Annotated in this window: 16 protein-coding genes; 12 read left to right on the top strand and 4 right to left on the bottom strand. The window is 49.6% G+C overall.

Features of this window, described 5'->3' with window-relative positions; translation table 11 throughout:
• Positions 1–3 precede the first annotated feature (3 nt).
• Complete coding sequence (gene allS / locus NMD08_RS19330) at positions 4–930, bottom strand: HTH-type transcriptional activator AllS (RefSeq protein WP_187252884.1); 927 nt, start codon at positions 928–930, stop codon at positions 4–6.
• Between the two features lie 226 nt (positions 931–1,156).
• Here allS and allA point away from each other — a divergent pair, with 226 nt between their 5' ends.
• The 10 genes from allA to glxK all read left to right on the top strand — a co-directional run bounded on the left by allA (position 1,157) and on the right by glxK (position 13,010).
• Positions 1,157–1,639, top strand: a complete 483-nt coding sequence (gene allA, locus NMD08_RS19325) for an ureidoglycolate lyase (RefSeq protein ID WP_003835778.1) — start codon at positions 1,157–1,159, stop codon at positions 1,637–1,639.
• A 75-nt stretch (positions 1,640–1,714) separates the two neighbouring features.
• Positions 1,715–2,536: an HTH-type transcriptional repressor AllR gene (gene allR, locus NMD08_RS19320; protein WP_370618804.1), complete on the top strand. Its 822-nt coding sequence runs from the start codon at positions 1,715–1,717 to the stop codon at positions 2,534–2,536.
• An 84-nt stretch (positions 2,537–2,620) separates the two neighbouring features.
• A complete protein-coding gene (gene gcl / locus NMD08_RS19315; RefSeq protein WP_187252883.1) occupies positions 2,621–4,402 on the top strand; it encodes a glyoxylate carboligase in 1,782 nt (593 codons plus the stop codon).
• A gap of 12 nt (positions 4,403–4,414) precedes the next feature.
• The gene (gene hyi, locus NMD08_RS19310; protein ID WP_187252882.1) at positions 4,415–5,191 is read left to right on the top strand and encodes a hydroxypyruvate isomerase; all 777 of its coding nucleotides are present in this window, start codon (positions 4,415–4,417) and stop codon (positions 5,189–5,191) included.
• A 101-nt stretch (positions 5,192–5,292) separates the two neighbouring features.
• The gene (glxR, locus tag NMD08_RS19305; protein ID WP_252837960.1) at positions 5,293–6,171 is read left to right on the top strand and encodes a 2-hydroxy-3-oxopropionate reductase; all 879 of its coding nucleotides are present in this window, start codon (positions 5,293–5,295) and stop codon (positions 6,169–6,171) included.
• Positions 6,172–6,239: 68 nt separating this feature from the next.
• Complete coding sequence (locus NMD08_RS19300) at positions 6,240–7,490, top strand: MFS transporter (protein ID WP_252837961.1); 1,251 nt, start codon at positions 6,240–6,242, stop codon at positions 7,488–7,490.
• Between the two features lie 97 nt (positions 7,491–7,587).
• Positions 7,588–9,048: a putative allantoin permease gene (locus NMD08_RS19295; protein ID WP_252837963.1), complete on the top strand. Its 1,461-nt coding sequence runs from the start codon at positions 7,588–7,590 to the stop codon at positions 9,046–9,048.
• Between the two features lie 73 nt (positions 9,049–9,121).
• Complete coding sequence (gene allB, locus NMD08_RS19290) at positions 9,122–10,483, top strand: allantoinase AllB (protein ID WP_187252880.1); 1,362 nt, start codon at positions 9,122–9,124, stop codon at positions 10,481–10,483.
• 58 nt (positions 10,484–10,541) lie between these two features.
• Positions 10,542–11,840, top strand: coding sequence for a uracil/xanthine transporter (locus NMD08_RS19285; RefSeq protein WP_187252879.1), 1,299 nt, complete (start codon positions 10,542–10,544; stop codon positions 11,838–11,840).
• 21 nt (positions 11,841–11,861) lie between these two features.
• Complete coding sequence (glxK, locus tag NMD08_RS19280; protein ID WP_252838138.1) at positions 11,862–13,010, top strand: glycerate 3-kinase; 1,149 nt, start codon at positions 11,862–11,864, stop codon at positions 13,008–13,010.
• 80 nt (positions 13,011–13,090) lie between these two features.
• Here the strand turns inward: glxK and allE are convergent, their stop codons facing one another.
• From allE to allD, 3 genes are read right to left on the bottom strand one after another with little or no spacing between them, the layout of a single operon-like run.
• A complete protein-coding gene (allE, locus tag NMD08_RS19275; RefSeq protein ID WP_370618800.1) occupies positions 13,091–13,876 on the bottom strand; it encodes a (S)-ureidoglycine aminohydrolase in 786 nt (261 codons plus the stop codon).
• Between the two features lie 10 nt (positions 13,877–13,886).
• Entirely contained in the window at positions 13,887–15,122 is a 1,236-nt protein-coding gene (gene allC / locus NMD08_RS19270) for an allantoate deiminase (RefSeq protein ID WP_252837965.1), read from the bottom strand.
• A 21-nt stretch (positions 15,123–15,143) separates the two neighbouring features.
• On the bottom strand, positions 15,144–16,193 hold the full coding sequence (allD, locus tag NMD08_RS19265) for an ureidoglycolate dehydrogenase (protein WP_187252875.1): 1,050 nt from the start codon (positions 16,191–16,193) through the stop codon (positions 15,144–15,146).
• 316 nt (positions 16,194–16,509) lie between these two features.
• On the opposite strand from allD, the gene NMD08_RS19260 reads away from it, so the two are divergent.
• Entirely contained in the window at positions 16,510–18,177 is a 1,668-nt protein-coding gene (locus NMD08_RS19260) for an acyl-CoA synthetase FdrA (protein WP_252837966.1), read from the top strand.
• A 9-nt stretch (positions 18,178–18,186) separates the two neighbouring features.
• Positions 18,187–19,446: a DUF1116 domain-containing protein gene (locus NMD08_RS19255; RefSeq protein WP_252837967.1), complete on the top strand. Its 1,260-nt coding sequence runs from the start codon at positions 18,187–18,189 to the stop codon at positions 19,444–19,446.

Raw genomic sequence — 19,446 nt, 5'->3', positions numbered from 1 at the left:
TTTTCAATTGCGTGCGTTGTTGAAAATTGCTAAAAACCCGGCGATTTCGGGTTTTCGCTGGGTAAACAGTGTCACAATATCTTCAACGGCCTTACCCGCACCGAACTTATGCCAGGCAAGGCTTAAGGGGGAAGGGGGACGCATAGTGGGGATGATGCAGCTGACCAAGTGCCCGCTATCCAATAACGGCTGGCATATCGGTTGCGGTACGAATCCAATACCGACTCCTGCAAGATGCGCTGCAAGCTTGGTTTCCATGTCCGGAACGATGATCTCTTTTTGACCGGGAAGGCGCCACGCGACCCGTTTGCTCAGAGTCCGCGCGCTGTCCTCAATGTTAATCGCCGGAAAACGACGAAGTTGGGCTTCTGTCAATGGACCGCTGGCGTCTGCCAGTGGATGGTCCGCTGACATAACAAATCGCCACTGAACAGAACCCAAAGGATCGAGGGTAAAGGTGTTGGCCATCGGTTCCGTGCCAGTAACGCCGATGGCCAGCGAGAACCCTTCATACAGGAGTGAATCCCACACGCCCATATAAATTTGCCGGGAAAAGTGAAACTGAGTAAAGGGATAGCGTGCGTTAAGCCAGGATAACAAGCGTGCGACGGCTTCAGGGCTGTACAGCAGGTTGTTAACTACAATATTCACCTGGCGCTCCACGCCGTCGTTCACTTGCTGCAATTCGCTGGGCATGCTGTCCAGCCAGGCGAGCCAGTCTTTTGCCTGTGAAAGAAGGTGAGATCCTGCGGCAGTTAATGTCACGCTTCGGGTTGTACGAAAAAACAGCGCGACGCCGGTATTTTCTTCCAGAAGCTTAATACGATAGCTGATGGTGGCTGTGGTTTTACATAAGCGCTCCGCCGCCCTGGAGAAACTCCCCGTTTCGGCAACGCCGATAAAGGTACGCAGTGTTTCCGGGTCAAACATCGTCAGCTACTCCCTTAATGTTCTTCTACAAACCTGATTTCTTGTTCTCTGATTTATAAGTATTTTTGCATAATGGCCTTGTTTAAATTGTGGTCTAAATCTAGTTTTGGAAAATTTTTCCAATTTTGTGTTGATGTTAAATCACGAAGGTTTTAGATTGCATGGTATTGAAGCCGCTATGTGTTCTGGTCGCGGTTCAGCGGAATTCAGTTACAAGGAAATAATGATGAAACTTGAGGTCTTACCGTTAAATCAGCACACGTTCAGCGCCTATGGCGATGTCATCGAGACGCATAAACGTGATTTTTTTCATATCAATGATGGGCTTGTTGAGCGTTATCACGATCTGGCCAATGTGGAGATCCTTAATCAGGATCGCACCCTCATCAGTATCAATCGCGCGCAACCGGCAGCAATGCCGATTGTTGTGCATGAGCTGGAGCGCCACCCATTAGGCACCCAGGCATTTATGCCAATGAATGGCGAAGCGTTTGTGGTGATTGTCGCACTCGGTGAGGACAAACCTGACCTTTCCACCTTAAAAGCCTTTATTACCAATGGCCAACAGGGCGTGAATTATCATCGAAATGTCTGGCATCACCCGCTGTTTGCTTGGCAAACCGTAACCGATTTTCTTACGGTCGATCGCGGCGGCAGCGATAATTGCGATGTTGAAAGTATCCCGACACATGAGCTCTGTTTTGCGTGACGCTTTCGGCCTTCTTGCTTAATATGCGCATATTGTTCATTGTTTATGCTCATATTTTGGGCCGGAGTAAACGTAGTGGAGACGGAAGTAAGACGGCGCGGCAGGCCAGGGCAGGCGGAGCCGGTTGCGCAGAAAGGCGCTCAGGCGCTTGAGAGAGGCATTGCGATTTTGCAGTACCTCGAAAGAAGTGGAGGCAGTTCGTCAGTGAGCGATATTTCCGCCAGTCTGGATTTGCCGCTCTCTACGACCTTTCGCTTGTTGAAGGTTTTACAGGGTGCTGATTTTGTCTATCAGGACAGCCAGTTAGGCTGGTGGCACATCGGTTTAGGCGTATTTAACGTGGGCTCCGCGTATATTCATAATCGCGACGTCCTGTCGGTAGCCGGACCGTTTATGCACCGATTAATGCTGCTGTCAGGCGAAACGGTTAATGTCGCGATTCGCAATGGCACCGAAGCGGTGTTGATTGGTCAGAAGGAGTGCAAATCGATGGTCAGAATGTGCGCACCTTTAGGCAGTCGTATGCCGTTACATGCTTCCGGTGCGGGAAAAGCGCTGCTTTATCCGTTGATGGAAGAAGAGTTAATGGACATCGTCGTGAAAAAGGGGTTACAGCAGTTTACGCCGAACACGTTGGTGGATTTTCCTACTCTGCTGCGCAATCTGGAACTGGCGCGTGACAATGGTTATATCGTCGATCACGAAGAGCATGTTATTGGTTTGAATTGCATCGCATCAGCTATCTATGACGATGCAGGCAGTGTCGTTGCTGCCATCTCTATTTCGGGGCCCGCATCCAGACTGACAGAAGATCGTTTTATCAGTCAGGGGGAGCTGGTACGGGATACTGCACGAGATATCAGTACGGCGCTGGGTTTAAAAGCCCCCGTAGCTTAAGTCGCAACCCGCTCAGAGGAGCGGGACTTTTTTGGATTTTTTCAAAGTTGGAAAATTTTTCCAACAAATAGAGGTAGAAAGAAAATGGCAAAAATGAGAGCCGTTGACGCGGCAATGTATGTGCTGGAAAAAGAAGGCATCACCACCGCATTTGGAGTTCCGGGGGCGGCAATTAACCCGTTCTATTCCGCAATGCGTAAGCACGGAGGCATCCGTCACATTCTGGCTCGTCACGTTGAAGGCGCTTCCCATATGGCGGAAGGCTATACGCGTGCGACGGCAGGAAACATTGGCGTCTGCCTTGGCACTTCCGGTCCGGCAGGCACTGACATGATCACTGCGCTGTATTCCGCTTCTGCCGATTCTATTCCTATTTTATGCATTACTGGCCAGGCACCTCGCGCTCGCCTGCATAAGGAAGATTTTCAGGCTGTTGATATTGAATCTATTGCCAAGCCGGTCAGCAAAATGGCGGTAACGGTGCGTGAAGCTGCGCTGCTTCCTAGGGTTTTGCAGCAGGCATTCCATTTAATGCGCTCTGGTCGTCCTGGTCCAGTATTGATCGATTTGCCTTTTGATATTCAGGTTGAAGAAATCGAATTCGATCCAGACATGTATGAACCGCTGCCAGTCTACAAGCCCGCAGCCAGTCGCAAACAGATTGAGAAAGCGCTGGAGATGCTGATTCAGGCTGAGCGCCCGGTCATCGTGGCTGGAGGCGGGGTGATTAATGCTGATGCCAGCGAACTGCTGCAACGCTTTGCTGAATTAACCCACGTACCGGTAATTCCTACGCTGATGGGCTGGGGATGCATCCCGGACGATCATGAGTTAATGGCCGGAATGGTGGGGCTGCAAACGGCACATCGTTACGGCAACGCCACGCTGCTGGCCTCCGATATGGTGTTCGGTATTGGTAACCGTTTTGCTAACCGACACACCGGCTCTGTCGCGAAATATACCGAAGGTCGCAAGATCATTCACATCGATATTGAGCCGACGCAAATCGGCCGCGTCCTGTGTCCGGATTTAGGTATCGTTTCGGATGCCAAAGCCGCGCTGACTTTGTTGATTGACGTTGCTCAGGAGATGCAGAAAGCAGGCCGTTTACCTTGCCGGAATACCTGGGTTGATGAATGCCAGCAGCGTAAGCGGACGCTCCTGCGTAAAACCCACTTCGACAATGTCCCGGTTAAACCGCAGCGTGTGTATGAAGAGATGAATAAAGCCTTTGGCCGTGATGTCTGTTACGTCACGACTATTGGCTTATCGCAAATTGCTGCCGCGCAAATGCTGCACGTATTTAAAGACCGTCACTGGATCAACTGCGGTCAAGCAGGCCCCCTTGGCTGGACGCTGCCCGCGGCATTAGGGGTTTGTGTGGCCGATCCAACGCGTAATGTCGTTGGGATTTCCGGTGATTTCGACTTCCAGTTCCTGATCGAAGAGCTGGCGGTGGGCGCGCAGTTCAACATTCCTTATATACATGTACTGGTCAACAACGCGTATCTCGGCCTGATTCGTCAGTCGCAGCGCGCTTTTGATATGGATTACTGCGTCCAACTGGCGTTCGAAAACATCAACTCCAGCGAAGTAAACGGCTATGGCGTTGATCACGTCAAAGTGGCAGAGGGATTAGGATGTAAAGCCATCCGCGTATTTAAACCTGAAGATCTGGCTCCGGCGTTTGAACAAGCCAAGGCACTGATGGCGCAGTATCGCGTTCCGGTTGTGGTCGAAGTGATCCTTGAGCGCGTGACCAACATCTCTATGGGCAGCGAGTTGGATAATGTTACCGAGTTTGAAGAGATTGCAGACGGTGCGATGGATGCGCCAACCGAAACCTGTTTTATGAAATACGAATAGAAGGGGTGACAGATGTTACGTTTCTCAGCCAATCTTTCCATGTTGTTTCTGGAATACAGTTTTCTTGAACGCTTCGATAAAGCGGCACAATCGGGGTTTCGTGGCGTAGAGTTTATGTTTCCCTACGATTACGACATTGATGTATTAAAGGAAAAACTGCAGACCAATAAGCTGGAGCATACGCTGCACAATCTCCCGGCAGGAGACTGGGCAGCGGGTGAGCGGGGCATCGCCTGTATTCCGGGTCGCGAAGAAGAATTTCGCGATGGTGTCGCGTCAGCTGTTCGCTATGCGAAAGGGCTCGGTAATAAGAAGATCAATTGCCTGGTGGGTAAAACACCTGCGGGTTTTTCTGCCGAACAGATCCAGCAGACGCTGGTGGAAAACCTGCGCTATGCGGCAAATACGTTAGCGAAAGAAGATATTTTATTGGTGATTGAACCGATCAACCATTTTGATATTCCTGGATTCCATCTCACCGGGACTCAGCAGGCGCTGGCTTTAATCGATAGCGTCGGTAGCAATAATATCAAGATACAGTACGATATTTACCATATGCAGCGTATGGAAGGGGAATTAACCCAGACCATGACCACATGGGCAAATAAAATAGGTCATTTGCAAATTGCCGATAACCCTCGTCGTGGAGAACCGGGGACTGGTGAAATTAATTATGACTTTATTTTTAAGTTTATCGATAAATCAGGTTATGACGGATGGGTTGGTTGTGAATATAAACCACTGACCACCACCGAAGCGGGATTATCGTGGATTAATCAATATCGATAATTTGTAAGGGATTTCAGGCATCGCTATTTTTTTCCACCTTGCTGGAAGGGGATCGTGTTGCCTGAATTCAGCAAAACCGACAGAGATATAAGAGGTTAAAAATGAAACTGGGATTTATTGGCCTGGGTATTATGGGGTCGCCAATGGCTGTCAATCTGGCTCGCGCCGGACATCAATTACATGTCACGACCATTGGTCCGGTTGCGGACGAATTGCTGTCATTGGGGGCTGTTAATGTTGAAACTGCGCGTCAGGTAACTGATTTCGCAGACATCATCTTTATAATGGTTCCTGACACGCCGCAGGTAGAAGAAGTGCTTTTTGGCGAACAGGGTTGTGCCAAAACCGTATTGCAGGGAAAAACCATTGTCGATATGAGTTCTATCTCTCCTATTGAAACAAAACGTTTTGCGAAACAGGTTAGTGAGTTGGGCGGAGATTATCTCGATGCGCCCGTCTCTGGCGGGGAAATTGGGGCTCGCGAAGGTACCTTATCCATTATGGTTGGCGGTGAGCCAGATGTATTTGCACGGGTCAAACCGCTGTTTGATATTTTGGGTAAAAATATCACGCTGGTCGGCGGTAATGGTGATGGGCAAACATGTAAGGTGGCTAACCAAATTATCGTTGCCTTAAATATTGAAGCGGTTTCAGAGGCATTAGTCTTTGCTTCGAAAGCTGGCGCGGATCCCGTTCGTGTGCGTCAGGCATTAATGGGCGGATTTGCTTCTTCCCGTATTCTAGAGGTTCATGGCGAGCGGATGATCAAGCGTACATTTGATCCTGGTTTCAAAATTGCATTGCATCAAAAAGATCTCAATCTTGCATTACAAAGCGCCAAGGCACTGTCATTGAATTTGCCTAATACGGCAACCTGTCAGGAATTATTTAATACCTGTGCCGCGAATGGAGGGAGCCAGTTGGATCACTCGGCTATGGTTCAGGCGTTGGAATTAATGGCAAATCATAAATTGTCATGATCATTGGTATCGCTGCAATTACTGCAGCGATACATTTTAATCAGACACACTTTGGAAAGGTGCATGTCATGAGTGAAAAGAAAACATCCGGTATTGAATACTGGAAGAAGATTGTCGTCGTAATGAGTCTGGGCTGGGTGGCAATATGGATATATCGCACCGTGCTCACGCCTATTTATCCTGAGATCCAGGCATCGCTGGGTAATGTCAGCAATGCTGAAATAGGTGCTATCGCCAGTTTCTATTTCTTCGCCTATTGCAGTATGCAAATTCCCTGTGGAATTCTGGTAGATAAGTTTGGCCAGAAAATTATGCTGATGTGTGGGTTTACGCTGTTTATTATTGGTACGCTGAGTATTGCAAAAGCCACTGGGCTGGTGATGATTTATGCGGGTTCGCTAATGGCGGGTGCGGGCTGCGCCTCGTTCTTTAGTTCTGCGTATTCACTCTCTTCAGCAAATGTCCCACAGGCTCGTCGGGCACTGGCTAACGCCATTATTAATAGTGGCTCAGCAATTGGGATGGGGATCGGGTTAATCGGTTCCAGCGTGTTGGTAAAAAGCATGAGTATGGCCTGGCAAAATGTGTTGTTTCTGGTTGCAGCCATTCTGGTGGTGATGCTGTGCGTATTCACTCTGGTTATTCGTGGTAAGGCAAAAACTGAAGTATCTGCTGCAAACCAGAAAATTCAAACGGTAACGGCGTCAGAAGAAAAGAGCCCGCCGCTGTTTTCGGGTCTGTTATGTAGCGTGTACTTCCTCTACTTCTGTACCTGCTATGGCTATTACCTGATCGTGACTTGGCTTCCGTCTTATCTGCAGACTGAAAGGGGATTTGACGGTGGCGCGATTGGGGTGGCCTCGGCGCTTGTCGCCGTGGTGGGTGTCCCGGGCGCATTGTTCTTTAGCCATCTGTCCGATAAGTTTCGCAACAGCAAAGTTAAAGTCATTCTTGGTCTGGAAATTATGGCCGCCGCAATGCTGGTATTTACGGTGCTATCGCCAAATACCACTATGCTGATGGTCAGCCTGACTCTGTACGGTTTACTGGGCAAAATGGCGGTGGATCCGATTCTGATCTCCTTTGTTTCTGAACAAGCGTCATCCAAAACGCTGGGCAGAGCATTTAGCTTGTTTAACTTCTTTGGTATGAGCTCAGCGGTTATTGCGCCAACATTAACCGGATTTATTTCTGATTTGACTGGATCTAAAGAAATAAGCTTTGTTATCTCTGCTTGTCTGGTTGTTACCGGAACGTTTATTTTTGCGGCCGTCACGTTATATAAAAAGAAAGCAACGACAGTCATTGCTTCAGCATAAAAACATAATTAAAACTATTTAACTTAATTCTTGATTGTTTTTGTTCCGCATAGCTAAACCCATTACAACGTTATCCGATACGTGACAAGAGGGATTTATGGAACATCAAAGAGATCTATACCAACAACGTGGTTATAGTGAAGATTTATTACCAAAAACGGCCGAGCAACGAAATTGGAAAACATTCAACTATTTTACATTATGGATGGGTTCTGTGCATAACGTACCTAATTACGTTATGGTTGGCGGATTCTTTATTCTTGGACTTTCAACATTCAGCATCATGCTGGCTATTGTTATTAGTGCATTATTTATTGCGTTAGTTATGGTAATGAACGGTGCAGCCGGAAGTAAATACGGTGTACCTTTTGCCATGATTTTGCGTGGCTCGTATGGTGTACGTGGATCGCTGTTCCCCGGGTTATTAAGAGGGGGGATTGCCGCAATTATGTGGTTCGGTCTACAGTGTTATGCCGGATCGTTGGCCTTTCTTATTCTGATTGGCAAGATATGGCCTGGTTTTTTAACTTTGGGTGGTGACTTTACCTTATTTGGACTTTCTCTGCCGGGACTGATTACATTTCTTATGTTTTGGCTCATTAATGTCGGCATTGGTTTTGGTGGTGGTAAGGTATTAAATAAATTTACTGCAATTCTCAACCCCTGCATTTACATTGTATTTGGTGGGATGGCTATCTGGGCGATATCTCTGGTAGGAATTGGACCGATTCTGGACTACATTCCCAGTGGTGTGCAAAAGGCGGGTAACAGCGGATTTCTGTTCCTGGTAGTGATTAACGCAGTCGTTGCAGTATGGGCCGCTCCGGCGGTAAGCGCATCCGACTTCACGCAAAATGCCCACTCATTTCGTGAACAAGCGTTGGGTCAGACGCTGGGTCTCATTGTCGCATACGTGCTATTTGCCATTGCCAGCGTGTGTATTATCGCCGGAGCCAGTATTCATTACGGAATGGATACGTGGAATGTTCTGGATATCGTTCAACGTTGGGACAGCTTATTTGCTTCGTTTTTTGCGGTGCTGGTTATATTGATGACGACAATCTCTACGAACGCTACCGGTAATATTATTCCGGCTGGTTATCAGATTGCCGCCATTGTACCTACTAAATTAACGTATAAAAACGGTGTATTGATTGCCAGTATTATTAGTTTGCTGATTTGTCCGTGGAAGTTAATGGAAAATCAGAGCAGTATTTATCTGTTTCTGGATATCATTGGTGGAATGCTTGGTCCCGTTATTGGCGTTATGTTAGCGCATTATTTTGTCGTGATGCGCGGTAAAATTAATCTTGATGAATTATATACCGCCAGCGGTGATTACCAATATTATGAAAACGGATTTAATCTGACAGCTTTCTCCGTAACGTTAGTGGCAGTCATTCTTTCACTGGGCGGGAAATTTATTCCTCTCCTCGAACCGTTATCGCGAGTGTCGTGGTTTGTTGGTGTTATTGTCGCATTTGTCGCCTATGCCTTGCTGAAGAAAAGATCGATTGCTGAGTCAGACGAAGCGCAAAAAGTCACAGGGCAGATGTGATGAAATCAGTAAGCGCTGATTTAAGCGTGAGTTATTTATAAAAAATTATCTGTATCCATACAAGGAGTTCGTTATGTCTTTTGATTTAATTATTAAGAACGGTACTGTTATTTTAGAGAATGAAGCTCGCATTATTGATATTGCCGTCCAGGCTGGAAAAATCGCCGCCATTGGCGAGAATCTGGGTGAGGCGAAGCAGGTTATGGATGCGACGGGTCTGGTGGTTTCACCAGGCATGGTGGATGCACATACCCATATCTCTGAGCCAGGTCGTACTCATTGGGAAGGGTATGAGACGGGGACGCGTGCCGCTGCAAAAGGCGGTATCACCACGATGATCGAAATGCCCCTCAACCAGCTGCCTGCAACGGTGGATCGTGAAACCATCGAACTGAAATTTGATGCGGCCAAAGGTAAGTTGACCATTGATGCCGCGCAGCTTGGCGGTCTGGTTTCTTATAACCTCGATCGTTTGCACGAACTGGATGAAGTCGGTGTCGTTGGCTTTAAATGCTTTGTTGCCACCTGTGGTGACCGCGGTATCGATAATGATTTCCGCGACGTGAACGACTGGCAGTTCTACAAAGGCGCGCAGAAGCTGGCGGAAATGAATCAGACGGTATTGGTGCATTGCGAAAATGCGCTCATCTGTGACGAGCTTGGCGCGGAAGCAAAACGTGAAGGTCGCGTGACGGCGCATGATTATGTGGCCTCACGCCCGGTTTTTACCGAAGTGGAGGCGATTCGTCGCGTACTGTATCTGGCTAAAGTTGCTGGTTGTCGCTTGCACGTCTGTCATATAAGCAGCCCGGAAGGCGTGGAAGAAGTGACCCGTGCCCGTCAGGAAGGTCAGGATGTGACCTGCGAATCGTGCCCGCATTATTTCGTACTGGATACCGATCAGTTTGAAGAGATTGGTACCCTGGCGAAATGTTCTCCGCCGATCCGCGATATGCAAAATCAGCAAGGTATGTGGGAAAAGCTGTTTAACGGTGAAATTGACTGCCTGGTTTCCGACCACTCTCCATGCCCGCCGGAAATGAAGGCCGGCAATATTATGCAGGCGTGGGGCGGCATTGCCGGACTGCAAAGTTGCATGGACGTTATGTTTGATGAAGCGGTGCAAAAACGCGGTATGTCGTTGCCACTGTTCGCGAAATTGATGGCAACCAATGCCGCCGATATTTTTGGTCTGAAGCAGAAAGGACGTATTGCCCCGGGTAAAGATGCCGACTTCGTCTTTATTCAACCGGACAGCAAATACGTTCTGAAGAGCGAAGACCTGGAATATCGCCATAAAGTTAGCCCGTATGTAGGCCGTACAATTGGCGCGCGCATTACGAAAACTATTCTGCGTGGTGATGTTATTTATGACATTGAGCAGGGTTTTCCTGTTTCGCCAAAAGGTCAATTTATCCTTAAACATCAACAATAATGTGATGTGAATTAATGCCCGTCATGTTGGCGGGCATTCTCTATTTTAAGGAATGAATATGCTTCCTGTTATTAATCGCGAAAGTTTGTTGTCCGGCTTTCAGTGGTTTTTCTTTATTTTTTGTAATACGGTCGTGGTCCCGCCAACGCTGGTTTCTGCTTTTCATCTTCCTGTGAACAATCTGCTAATGCTCACGCAGTACGCTTTTTTAACGACGTCGCTGGCCTGTCTGGCGCAGGTAATTTGTGGCCATCGCCGAGCTATTATGGAAGGCCCCACCGGTTTATGGTGGGGAACCATTCTGACGATTACCCTGGCTGAAGCATCACGTGGGACGCCACTCAATGATATTGCTACCAGTCTGTCTGTTGGCATTGTTATTTCTGCTGTACTGACAATGATTATCGGCTTTAGCGGCTTAGGGCACCGATTAGCCCGGCTTTTTACCCCAACGGTGATGGTCTTCTTTATGCTGCTGCTCGGTGCGCAACTGACCACCATCTTTTTTAAGGGCATGTTGGGATTACCCTTTGGTATTGCGGATACCAGCGTCAAAATTCAACTGGTGCCCTTTAGCCTGGCCGTTGCCGTGATGTGCTTCATTCTTGCGATGATCATCTTTTTACCACAGCGGATCTCGCGCTATGCCCTGTTGGTGGGGGCGATAGTGGGATGGGGGCTTTGGCGATTGTGTTTTCCATCAATGACCTTGCCGGCTGGTGAATCAAGCTGGCAATGGTTTCCGTTAGGCAGCCACGGCAAACTTTTACCGGGAATTATTCTGACGGCCGTTATCACCGGCCTGGTGAATGTCAGTAATACCTATGGCGCAGTGCGTGGCACGGATGTCTTTTATGCGCAGCAAGGCTCCAGCAGTTCACGTTATCGCCGCAGTTTTATCATTTCCGGTTTTATGACGTTGGTGACAGTCCCTTTTGCTGTTATTCCATTTTCGCCCTTTGTCTCTTCTATTGGCTTGTTAACACAGACCGGCGACAGCTCGCGAAAATCATTTATTTGTGGCAGCGTATTATGCTTATTCGTAGCGATAGTTACGCCGCTAACCCGCTTATTTTGTGCCATTCCGCTGGCCATCAGCAGTGCCGTGATGTTGGTTTCTTATCTTCCACTGCTCTATTCCGGTCTGGTTTTTAGCCAACAAATCACATTTACCGCACGCAATATTTATCGACTGGCGCTCCCGCTATTTGTCGGCATTTTTTTGATGGGGCTTCCTCCGGTTTATTTACAAGATCTTCCGCTGACGATTCGGCCATTACTGAGTAATGGCTTGTTGGTGGGAATTTTACTGGCGGTGCTTATGGAAAATCTCATTCCATGGGAACGCATTAAATAACATGATGAAAAAGGATTGATGATGAAAATTGTAATTGCGCCAGATTCATTTAAAGAGAGCTTAAGCGCTGACCAATGCTGCCAGGCAATTAAAGCCGGATTTTCAGCTATATTCCCGGATGCAGAATATATTTGTTTGCCGGTTGCTGATGGCGGTGAGGGAACTGTAGATGCGATGGTTGCGGCGACAGGCGGGAAAGTTATCTCTGTGGAAGTCAGCGGGCCGATGGAAGAAAAAGTTATGGGATTTTATGGCCTGACCGGGGATGGTAAAACCGCAATTATTGAAATGGCGGCGGCGAGTGGGCTGATGCTGATCGAACCGCATGCGCGCAATCCACTGCAGGCCTCAAGCTACGGCACTGGTGAACTGATTCGCCATGCGCTGGATGCCGGTATTCGACATATTATTCTTGGTATCGGCGGGAGTGCGACAGTTGATGGCGGAATGGGGATGGCACAGGCGCTTGGTGTTCGTTTTCTGGATGATCAAGGTGCGTCATTAAGTGCAGGGGGAGGGAGTTTGTCTCGCCTTGCGTGTATCGACCTGCAGCATTGCGATCCGCGGCTGAAAGCGTGTCGCATTGACGTCGCCTGTGACGTTGATAATCCGTTGGTTGGCCCACGTGGGGCGGCAAGGGTATTCGGCCCACAGAAAGGGGCGACGCCTGAGATGGTTGAGAGGCTGGAAGAAGGATTAATCAACTATGCCCGTGTGCTTCAAACGCTGACCGGTGAGGATGTTGCTCAGGTGGCAGGCGGCGGAGCGGCTGGAGGAATGGGGATTGCTGCGGTTATCTTCCTGCAGGCCAGCATGAAACCTGGGATCGAGATTGTGTTGCAGGCTGTAAAGTTAGAGCAGGCAATCCAGGGCGCGGCGCTGGTTATCACCGGCGAAGGGCGTATTGATTCGCAAACGGTCGGTGGCAAAGCGCCAATAGGCGTAGCGTCGGTAGCCATGCGGCATCACGTTCCCGTTATCGGCATCGCCGGGGTGTTGGGTGAAGGCGTAGAGGTGGTTCACGATCATGGTATCGATGCGGTATTCAGTATTCTACCGCGTCTCGCACCGCTAGCAGAAGTGTTGACGAACGGCGAAACCAATCTCTATCACTGCGCGCGTAATATCGCTTGTGCGATGAAACTGGGGCAGGCGGTGGCTCTGCGTTAAGCATAAAAAAAGCCACGGTATATACCGTGGCAAAACCCAACATAGCTAAATAAAAAAAGTATCAGGAGGACAGTACGACGTTAGATCTCAACATCCCGGTTGCAATCTTTGGAGTAGATGTAGCTGAATGCTTCACCGCGACCCACGCCGTACCCGGCCTGCAGTGAATAAGCGCCCATAAAGATGTAGTCACCTTTTTTCACCGGGATCCACTGATTGTCGAGGTTATAAACGCCCTGGCCTGAAAGAATATAAGCCCCGTGCTCCTGGACGTGAGTTTCGATATAACCGTGGCTGGCGCCCGGTTCGAATGACAATATGTGCATATTCATATCGAAGCCCAATTCTTTAGGCAGAAAATCCAGCAGGATCACGTCATCCATGCCTTCGTAATGGATACGTTCTAACTGATTGGCGTTACCGGAGACCAGCCACGGCGAATGGCCCGCTACAGGCGTGTAACGACGTTTGTATAAAAACAGGTGGCTGTCTTCAGCCTGGGCATTACTAAAAGTGAGCAGCTCGCCTGGCGGGCAATACAGATATCCCCCCTGCGATAAAGCAAATGTTTTACCTTCCGCTTTCGCCTCAATTTTACCGGAGATAACATAGACGAACGTTTCAACGCCTTCGCCGCCGAAACCGCTCTTGTTACCACCACTTTGGTGAACTGTCACCAGATAATCAACAAACGATGCGCCCAGTTTCGGCGTTGAGAGGATGGTGACGTCACAGTTTTCAAAACCCGGAATGATATTTTTAACCAGTCCATCGGGGGTTAAGAGGGCGAAGTTACCGTGTTTTACAATTGCGCGGTTAGCCAGTAAATCATCGCGGTAACCCGTGACGTTATTCAGATATCCCATTGTTGACTCCTTATTTCTGCCAGGCAAGTTGGTGAAGCATTAATGCCAGAGTTTTGACCCCTTCGGCAAGGTCGTTAATATTTGTGCGTTCAGCAGGATTGTGGCTGATACCGTTAATGCTGGGCATGAAAATCATGCAGGTAGGCACACGGGGAGCAAAAATCTGCGCATCATGGCCGGCACCGCTGTGCATTACACGGTAGTTCAGCTGTTCCTTTTCACACAGTTCGGTGAGGGTTGCGACCAGTTTGCTGTCCATCGGAACCGGCGTTTCGTCCATCCACAAATCGATATCAATGCCGATATCCATTTCGTCGCAGATAGCGCGCATGTCATTTTCCAGTTGCTGTGTAAAATCGCGCAGTACTTCGGCGTCGGTATGACGGCAATCGATGGTGAAGGTCGTTTTTCCTGGCACCACGTTGACGGTGTTTGGCTGCGGCTCGACTTTGCCAAAGGTCAGTACCAGAGGATCACCTTGTGTCTTGGCTTTCTCAATCGACTGGCTACAGATGCGGCTGAAGGCGTAAACAGTGTCGCGACGATAGCTTAGCGGCGTTGTACCTGCATGGTTGGACTCGCCGTTCAGCGTCACCGTATAGCGACGCTGGCCGACAATCGCGCTGACGACCCCGATGGACTGACCATTGCTTTCAAGCACGCAACCTTGTTCGATGTGTAATTCAACAAAAGCTTTGATGTCAGTGCGCGCGTGAAGCGGCTCTGCGGGGAGGGTAAAGCCGCAGGCGTTCATTGCATCAACAAATCGTGTACCTTTGGCGTCCTGAATGTTGCGGACATCATCGGGATTTGCCAGCCCGAAAATGTTCTTGCTGCCCCAGAAGACATACGGGAAACGGCTGCCTTCTTCTTCCGCCATCGAGACCATTTCGACCGTTTTCAGCGGTGCGCCGTAGGTGGTTTTAAGCCAGTCAATCGCTAACCACGCCGCCAGCGCGCCAAACTGGCCGTCAAGATTGCCGCCGTTGACGACGGTATCAATATGCGAGCCGCTTAAAATGACCTGTTCCGGAGATTCACTTCCGCGCAGGCGACCGTATAAATTACCCACTTCATCAAAGCGTGTTTCCAGACCGCTGGCATCCATACGCTTTTTAAATTGCTGTTGTGTTTCAAGCCATTCTGGTGAATACAGCAGGCGCGTCATCCCACCGGATGGATCGGCGCCAAAGGAAGAGAGCCAGGGAAGGGTTTCTTCTATTGCGTGACGAAAATGATTAATCATATGAAATTCCTGTTTCAATAATTATTGTGCAAAGGGATTCTTTGTTTCGTATGACTTGATATAGAGAGCATCGGAAATCAGGTATTGATAAATATCATCAACAATGTCGATGCCATGAACGGTGGCATTGCGTTGATTAATATCTTGATCCTGTCCGGGGTAATAAACCTGTTTAAAACCAGGCGCAGGGGTAACGGCATTCAACTCTTGCATGGTTTGACTGAGATGCTGACGAAATAATTGGCTGGAGGAGAAAAACTCGGGGTTAATCACTAAATGCAGTTGGCCTAAATTACGTCCAGCATGGAGATCTTCATACATAGAACTGACCTGACGACCAAACGGTAATCCCAGCAGAATCCCGGATAACACATCGATCATCATCATCAGACCATAGCCTTTCGGCCCGGCGGCGGGAAGCAACGCATTAACCGTAAAAGGATCGGTGGTCGGCGCGCCATTTTTATCGACAGCCCAGGTATCCGGGATTAGTTCGTTGCGTGAGCGGGCATCCAGAACTTTGCCCCAGGCCTGCACCGTCGTCGCCATATCGAAGGTCATGATATCGTCGCCAGCCCCCGGCGCTGCGAAGGCTAACGGATTGGTTCCGTAGTAAATTTCCGCGCCGCCGAACGGTACGACCATCGGATCGGACTGGCAGACAGAGAGTCCAATCAGGCCTGCGCGGGCGGCTTGCTGTACAAAGTAAGAAATGGCTCCGCTGTGTCCCATTCGGCTAATGCCGACAACAGCGACGCCATTTTTTTTAGCAATTTCAATTGCATGCTCCATACCCATCTTTGCTGCGACTTGCCCTGCGGCATTATCGGCATGCAAAATCGCTGTGCAGGGACCGGTATCTTCAAAACGAAATGTGGGTTCGCGGTTGGTGCCGCCTTTTGAAATGCGTTCGGCATAGTATTCAACGCGTACGGCGCCATGAGAATGAATGCCTCTGGCATCGGCATAAACCAATACCTCGGCAACCGTTGTGGCGTGCTCACGTTTTAGTCCGGCCTTGCAAAGCTTATTCTCGATAAGCTGGTGGAGTGTTTCCCGACTGATTTTCATCTGTCTTCCTTTTTAACGACGGTGTGAAGCATGACTGCCGTTAACATACCGGGAAAATAAATCTAATATGTGATCCAGATAGGCAAAAAAATATAGTTAGAATTTATTTGATAATCAGCGTTGGTTTGCCTTTTCTTTTTAAATAAATAATGCCATTAGAAAATAACATGTAATCCTTGGGGGGTTATTAAAATTCTTTTGCTAATAAATTGTATGTGATATCAGTCACTCTATTTGCTATGTCAGATATATACCTTGAGTTCCACATTAACACTACTCGTGCAATTGCCATGGGTGCAATTATTAAGGGGTTGTTATGATCCACGCCTTTATTAAAAAAGGGTGTTTTCAGGACTCTGTCAGTTTAATGATTATTTCACGCAAGCTGAGTGAGTCCGAAAATGTAGACGATGTATCGGTCATGATGGGAACGCCAGCGAATAAATCATTGCTGGAAACAACTGGATTCTGGCATGACGATTTTAATCAGGCGACGCCGAATGATATTTGCGTGGCGATTCGTACTGAAGCGGCGGATGAAAGTATTACCCAGGCTATTTTGCAGCAACTGGATGAGTCGTTGCAGCAGTTGGCGCAGGCAACCGGGGGGAGCCAAACGCTATTGCAGGTCAGGCGCTGGGAAAGCGCGTGTCAGAAATTGCCTGAAGCGAATATGACGTTAATTTCTGTTGCGGGCGAATACGCGGCTGAACTGGCGAACCAGGCGCTGGATCGCAACCTGAACGTCATGATGTTCTCCGACAACGTCACGCTGGAAGATGAAATCAATCTGAAGCGGCGTGCGCAAGATAAAGGCCTGCTGGTGATGGGACCCGATTGTGGAACCGCCATGATTGCTGGTACGCCGCTGGCATTTGCCAACGTGATGCCGGAAGGCAACATTGGCGTCATAGGCGCCTCCGGCACAGGGATCCAGGAGCTGTGTTCACAGATAGCACTGGCCGGGGAAGGCATCACTCACGCCATTGGTCTGGGTGGACGCGACCTGAGCGCTGAGGTGGGAGGAATTAGCGCACTTACCGCGCTGGATATGCTCGGTGCAGATGATAAAAGTCAGGTGTTGGCTTTTGTGTCTAAACCACCGGCGGAAGCTGTTCGCCAGCGTATTGTCACGGCGATGAAAGCCACGGGTAAACCCGTTGTGGCACTGTTTCTAGGTTACACCAGCGCAGCGGCCCGCGATGAGAACGTCTGGTTTGCATCGACGCTGGATGATGCGGCTCGTCTCGCCTGTTTGCTGGCGCGCGTCACGGCGCGACGTAGCGCGCTTTTAGCTACGGGGGACGGCCTTATTCGGGGGCTCTATACCGGAGGAACGCTGGCTGCCGAAGCGGCAGGTCTGCTGGCCGCAAACCTTAATGTTGCAGCGGATGCACAACATCATCACGGCATGATGTTGGATGCCGCCGGGCATCAGATTATCGACCTCGGGGATGATTTCTACACTGTCGGCCGACCGCATCCGATGATCGATCCTGCGTTACGTAATCAGCTTATTACGGACCTCGGCTCTCAGCCGCAGGTGCGGGTGTTATTGGTCGACGTCGTGATTGGTTACGGGGCGACGGCAGATCCAGCTGCATCACTGGTTGAGGCCTGGCAAAAAGCATGTGCTGTGCGAGACATCGACCAACCGCTGTTTGCGATTGCAACGGTGACCGGTACAGAACGCGATCCGCAGTGTCGTTCACTGCAAATCGCCACGCTGGAGGATGCCGGTATCGCTGTGGTGAGTTCATTGCCTGAGGCTACCTTGCTTGCCGCTGAGCTGATTCGGCCATCTCAACCTTTATCTCATCAATCCGCACCTTCGTTACTGGAAAAAGTCGCGGTCATTAATGCCGGGTTACGCAGTTTTGCACTGGATTTACAGGCGGCAGAAAAGCCTGTGGTGCATTACCAGTGGGCGCCTGTCGCTGGCGGTAACAAAAAACTGGCTCGTTTATTAGAACGTTTGCAATAAGGGGTTCCAATGTTTACATCAGTGGCACAAGCCAATACTGCAGTAATCGAACAAATTCGTCGTGCGCGCCCGCACTGGCTGGACGTGCAACCCGCGTCCTCGTTAATCAGGGAGCTTAATGAAGGAAAAACACTGCTTCATGCGGGACCGCCAATGCGTTGGCAAGAAATGACCGGTCCAATGAAAGGGGCCTGCATTGGTGCATGCCTATTTGAAGGGTGGGCCAATGACGAAATGAGCGCACTGGCATTACTGGAGCAGGGGAAAGTCAATTTTGTACCTTGCCATCACGTTAATGCCGTGGGGCCAATGGGCGGGATCACCTCTGCCAGCATGCCGATGTTGGTGGTGGAAAACATTACTGAAGGGAACCGTGCTTACTGCAATCTCAACGAAGGCATTGGCAAGGTGATGCGCTTCGGTGCGTACGGCGAGGATGTTCAGCAGCGCTTACGCTGGATGCGCGATGTTCTGATGCCGGTCTTAAGCGCCGCATTGGGGACTCTGGAACAGGGTATTGATCTGACCGCCATGATGGCACAGGGCATTACGATGGGCGACGAGTTCCATCAGCGCAACATTGCCTCTTCAGCCCTGCTGATGCGTACGCTGGCACCGCAAATTGCCCGTCTGCAACATGATAAGCAGCAGATTGCTGAAGTGATGGATTTCCTCAGTGTAACCGACCAGTTTTTCCTCAATCTGGCTATGGCTTACTGTAAAGCAGCGATGGACGCCGGAGCGATGGTGCGTTCTGGCAGTATTGTGACGGCGATGACCCGTAATGGCGACATGTTCGGAATTAGGGTGAGTGGACTTGGCGATCGCTGGTTTACCGCACCTGTTAACACCCCGCAGGGACTGTTCTTTACTGGTTTTTCGCAGGAACAGGCCAACCCGGATATGGGGGATAGCGCCATCACCGAAACGTTTGGCATTGGCGGAGCTGCGATGATCGCTGCACCAGGGGTCACGCGTTTTGTCGGTGCGGGTGGAATGGAAGCGGCGAAATCTGTGTCCGAGGAGATGGCGGAAATCTACCTGGAGCGCAATATGCAGTTGCAGATCCCCGGCTGGGATTTCCAGGGGGCTTGTCTGGGACTCGATATTCGTCGCGTGGTCGAAACGGGGATTACGCCGCTGATCAATACCGGTATTGCGCATAAAGAGGCCGGTATTGGCCAGATTGGCGCGGGAACTGTCCGTGCGCCGTTGGCATGTTTTGAGCTGGCTCTGGAGGCGCTGGCTGAAAGCATGGGCATCAGTTAA

Source organism: Citrobacter meridianamericanus (assembly GCF_041320245.1).
Lineage (GTDB): Bacteria > Pseudomonadota > Gammaproteobacteria > Enterobacterales > Enterobacteriaceae > Citrobacter > Citrobacter meridianamericanus.
Note: the sequence above shows the minus strand (reverse complement) of the source record. Positions and strands in the feature narration are given on the sequence as shown.